Raw genomic sequence first — 4201 nt, 5'->3', positions numbered from 1 at the left:
CTGAAATGGCATGCTTGCGGCAGAGTTCCCGGGCTGAAACCCCGGCTTCTGCCTCGCGGAGAATACTGATGATCTGTTCGTCGGAAAATCGCTTCTTCATGGGGATGTCCTCATGTGGCTGATGAAGACATTACTAACATCGCGGTGCATTAATCAACGGGGAGCAGGTCACTTACATGCAAAAGAGTAAGACTGAATTCTCTACCCAAATAAACCTAGCACGATATGGTATCTGGCTGGTCCTGAATTTGACAAATTCTGCTGTTACTCGCCTGTTAGCCCCCTTCGGCTCCCCGGCAGGCCGGGTCGTCGAGCCCTACTGCGCTAACCGGCAAGCCGGTAAGCTCCGCCGGAACGCGAAAGGCTGCGCTCCGTGCCTGACGGCTAGAGTCTGATGGCGGACAGCAACCCCTGCAGCGGGCGTGCGCCCGCGCGCTCACTGGCCACAAAAGCACGTGGCCGCTGAGGACCGGACCGGCGAACGGCGCGCCGTCCGGGGCTGCGTCATGTTCACCTCCTGTTGTGTTGTTTTTATTCTCCGCGCTCCTCCGCCATGCAGAAACCTGCCACACGGGCGGCCTCACGCAAGGGTCGCTGGCTAAACGGCGGCACCCGGTCCCTCCGGGCTGCGGCTTTGCCGTTTCCCCCTGCGTCATGCCTTTACCCCGCGTGCCTGTTCTGCCCTCACGGCGAAGGAACTCAGAGAAACATCACTTAACCCTGAAGAGGAGAGCAACATGTCACAGCAGAACGTCAACACCCCGGCTCAGAAATCTAAAGAATCATCTCCTTTAAAAGCAAAGGCCCCGCGTCGCAGCGCAAAAGCGAAGGCTGACAAGGCCGTAGCGGCGGTTGAGCAGGCGCTGGAGAAAGTGGAAATTGAGATGATCCCGCTTTCACGTCTGACGGTTTCCCCCCTGAACGTGCGCCGCCGGGTTTACGTCCAGTCGCGCATCGATTCGCTGGCCGCGACCATTCAGAACGTAGGGCTGCTGCATAACCTGATTGCGCACGATATGCCGGACGGCATGCTGGGCGTGGCCTGCGGCGGTCGGCGTCTGACCGCGCTGCAGCAGCTGCTCGCGCAGGGCGTTTACCAGCCCGATCAGCCGATCCCTGTTAAGCGGGTGTCAGAGGAACTGGCCCGCGCGACCTCGATGGTGGAAAACGGCGAGCGTGAAGATATGCATCCCGCCGAGCAGATTGCCGGATTCCAGGCGCTGTCAGCTGAGGGCAAAACGCCCGCGCAGATTGGTGACCTCATGGGCTACAGCTCGCGTCACGTACAGCGCTGCCTGAAGCTCTCCGGCCTCGCGCCCGCCATTCTTGACGAACTGGCTGCTGACAACATCACGATCGAGCAGTGCCAGGCGCTCACGCTCGCTGACTCACATGAACGCCAGATGGAGGTATGGGATCAGGCTTCAAGCTATTACAACCCGTCAGCCGACACCATTCGTAACCTGATCACCTCTTCAGAAACCGAAATCAGCCGCTCCCATAAGTTTGCCTTTGTGGGCAAAGATGCTTACCTGGCCGCAGGCGGCACCATCCGCACCGACCTGTTCAGCGGGGATGACGAGGGGTACATCGATACCGCCCTGGTGGAGAGCCTCACGCTGGAGAAACTGCAGCAGACTGCGGAAGCCGTGCAGCAGGAGGAGGGATTTGCCTGGACGGAAGTGAGAATGGACGGCCGGATGCACGGCTGGGACAGCAAAATTAAGCGCAGCTATGTCGTGCCTGAGGAGCGCTGCACGGACTACACCCCGGAAGAAGATGCACAGGTGAGCGAGCTGCGCGCACAGTGGCGGCTGACCGACGACGAAGCGCTGAAGCCGCCGCTGAAAGCGCAGATTGCCGGGATTGAAAACGCAGCGGATAAACGCCGCTGGGCGGCGCTGGACAAGGATAAAACGGGCGCGGTCATCTGTTATGAGTTCGGCACTTGCGTTATTCAGCGCGGTGTGCAGCGCGTGGCTGACCTGCCGAAGAAAACCACGCCCGCCAGCAAGGATGATATGCAGGCGCTGTCAGAGGGGTATTCGGCGGCGCTGGTCCGCGCCATGTCCTGCGAGCGGTCGCTGGCGGTGCAGGCCGCGCTCAGCGCAAAGCCGGATATTTCGGTCGCCATGCTGACCTGGACTTTGTGCCGCACCACCTTCAGCCACGGCAGCTATGACAGCACCCCGATGAAAATCAGCCTCACGGATAACAGCGCCGCGCTGGTTTCCGACTCAGCGGCAAAAGAGGAGGGGAAGGCGTGGCAGTTTATGCAGCAGCTGAAGGCTGACTGGCAGGCGCGGCTGCCGGAGAACTGGGCGCAGGACTTCCGCTGGCTACTGGCGTGGAGCACGGACGACGTGCACGGGCTGCTGGGATTCTGCAGCGCCTCGGCGGTGTGCTGCTTCCAGGAACGGGTCTACGGGCGAAGCCAGACCAGCAACCTTGATGCGCTGGAATCGGCGATGGCGTTCGATCTGGCCGACTGGTGGCAGCCGACCGCAGAAGGATTCTTTAAGCGCATGAGCAAAGACCAGATTGCCGGGGCGCTCGCGGAAGCAGGCAAAACGGGCAACGCGAAGGATGCAGAGAAGATGAAGAAGGGTGACGCCGCCGACTTCGCGGAGTCCTGCCTTGAGGGGACGCGCTGGGTGCCGCAGTGGATGAAGCCGCTGCAGTCCGGTGCGGCGGTAAACGGCAGCGCAGACGCCAACGACAGCGAAAACTGAAAGCGGCAGGCCGCCCGGAGGGGCGGTCATTCACCCGGAGAAAATACCATGAACATTATCCCCCGATCTCTGTCCCTCGTTCCTGCCTGTCCGTACACGCGCGCGGTCAGCCTTGCGATTGCCGACGTTGAAAAGCGCCTGCAGGGCCGCGCGCAGCGCGGTGCCCATCCGTATGCCAGCGCGTTTCTGCGTCATTACTGCGACACCCGCACGGTGACATCCGACCATCTGCGCCGCATCGTGCCGGAATACGCCCCGCGCGACCGCTTTTCGCCCGCAGCGGTGGAATACATGGCCGCGCTGGATACGCTGATTGCCTCACGGGGTGAGCGTTGCCCGTCACCGCTGCCGCAGGACACCGCGCCCAGATTGTTTCCTGTGACCGCGCTGAGACAGCGCGAACGCCTTGATAAACGCAGCGCACACCGGGTTAACCGGGAAGTCAGTCAGGAAGGCAAAGCGGAGGCGAAGAAGCTCAGGCGCTATCAGCAGCGTCTGGCACAGGCGAAAATCGATCTGACGTTTCAGACGCCGCTGACGGTTGGCACATGGTATGCGCGGCAGCAGGAACAGGCGTTCTTTGAATCAGACATTTTTCACATGGTAACAGCATGGCTGCCGAAGTTTACTTCCTGCCGCTGTCTGGATCCTGCCTGGTATCGGGAGGAGCCGCTCTGGCGACTCATGCTGGACATTCAGGCCGAAGTAAAAGGCGCGACGGAGGCGGCGCTGGAGGCTGACCGGCTGGCGCTGCCGAACCGACTGGTGCTGAAAAGCTGAAGGTAACAGCCCCGTGTGCTTTCACAGCGCGGGGCAATCTGTTGAAATAGCACAATCCTGTGCGCTGTATCGGGACAAAAACCGTTAAGCCCGTAAATCCTTAAACCGGAGTGAGGTATCTGACATGAGTTTCTGGCTTCTGGCCGCCGTGCTGAATGGCATCTGGGTAACCCTCTTTTATTTTGTCTTCCCGCATGCGCTCACCGGAACCGAATATTCGATGGGTATCATCATTTGTCTGCTCCTGGCGAGGGTCATGGCATCAAAAGCCAGTGAGCCCGCAGGCGACAGGCTGTTTATCGTTTTGCTGAAAGGGCTGATACCGGTTTCCGGACTGGGCCTGCTCGCGTGGGGCACCTTGTTGTCCCGCAGCGGTGAGGGGGTAACCGGGGCGGCAGAGAGCGCTGATGCCGTTAACAGTACATTTGGCGGCGGACTGGCATACGCGCTTATGGCGCTGGGCATTATGCTGCTGGTCACGGGCTACAGAATACTGCGACGTTAACCCAGGCGGCCCTGCGGGGCGGCTAAAGGTACAAACCGGCCACATGGGTAACACTTTAGACCGGGCACATGGGTAACACTTTAGACCGGGCACATGGGTAACAGTTATAAACGGCATAGCAGAGGAGACTCACTATGCCCTGGACTGAGACTGTTACCATGCAACGCCCTGAATTCATCCTCGC

The 4201-nt window shown here is 60.3% G+C and carries 4 protein-coding genes; 3 read left to right on the top strand and 1 reads right to left on the bottom strand.

What is annotated here, in order from left to right; all coding sequences use genetic code 11:
- Nucleotides 1–100 (bottom strand): transposase (locus CBW22_RS25310; protein ID WP_141097381.1); only part of this gene is annotated, 100 nt, incomplete at its 3' end.
- A 637-nt stretch (nucleotides 101–737) separates the two neighbouring features.
- Here CBW22_RS25310 and CBW22_RS25305 point away from each other — a divergent pair.
- The 3 genes from CBW22_RS25305 (at nucleotide 738) to CBW22_RS25295 (ending at nucleotide 4017) form a co-directional block, all read left to right on the top strand.
- Complete coding sequence (locus CBW22_RS25305) at nucleotides 738–2732, top strand: ParB/RepB/Spo0J family partition protein (protein WP_088518199.1); 1995 nt, start codon at nucleotides 738–740, stop codon at nucleotides 2730–2732.
- 48 nt (nucleotides 2733–2780) lie between these two features.
- On the top strand, nucleotides 2781–3512 hold the full coding sequence (locus CBW22_RS25300) for a plasmid SOS inhibition protein A (RefSeq protein ID WP_088518198.1): 732 nt from the start codon (nucleotides 2781–2783) through the stop codon (nucleotides 3510–3512).
- Between the two features lie 124 nt (nucleotides 3513–3636).
- Nucleotides 3637–4017 (top strand): hypothetical protein, encoded by a 381-nt coding sequence (locus tag CBW22_RS25295; RefSeq protein WP_088518197.1) that lies wholly within the window; start codon nucleotides 3637–3639, stop codon nucleotides 4015–4017.
- The last annotated feature ends 184 nt before the right edge of the window (nucleotides 4018–4201 follow it).

The organism is Pantoea sp. VS1 (genome assembly GCF_002207995.1).
Classification (GTDB): Bacteria; Pseudomonadota; Gammaproteobacteria; order Enterobacterales; family Enterobacteriaceae; genus Pantoea; species Pantoea dispersa.
The sequence above is the reverse complement of the archived record's forward strand: the minus strand, read 5'-3'. Positions and strand labels throughout refer to the sequence as shown.

Excerpts from the sequence above, each read along its gene's own strand:
- CBW22_RS25305 (WP_088518199.1), top strand. The coding sequence starts at position 738 with ATGTCACAGCAGAACGTCAACACCCCGGCTCAGAAATCTAAAGAATCA.
- CBW22_RS25300 (WP_088518198.1), top strand. The coding sequence starts at position 2,781 with ATGAACATTATCCCCCGATCTCTGTCCCTCGTTCCTGCCTGTCCGTAC.
- CBW22_RS25295 (WP_088518197.1), top strand. The coding sequence starts at position 3,637 with ATGAGTTTCTGGCTTCTGGCCGCCGTGCTGAATGGCATCTGGGTAACC.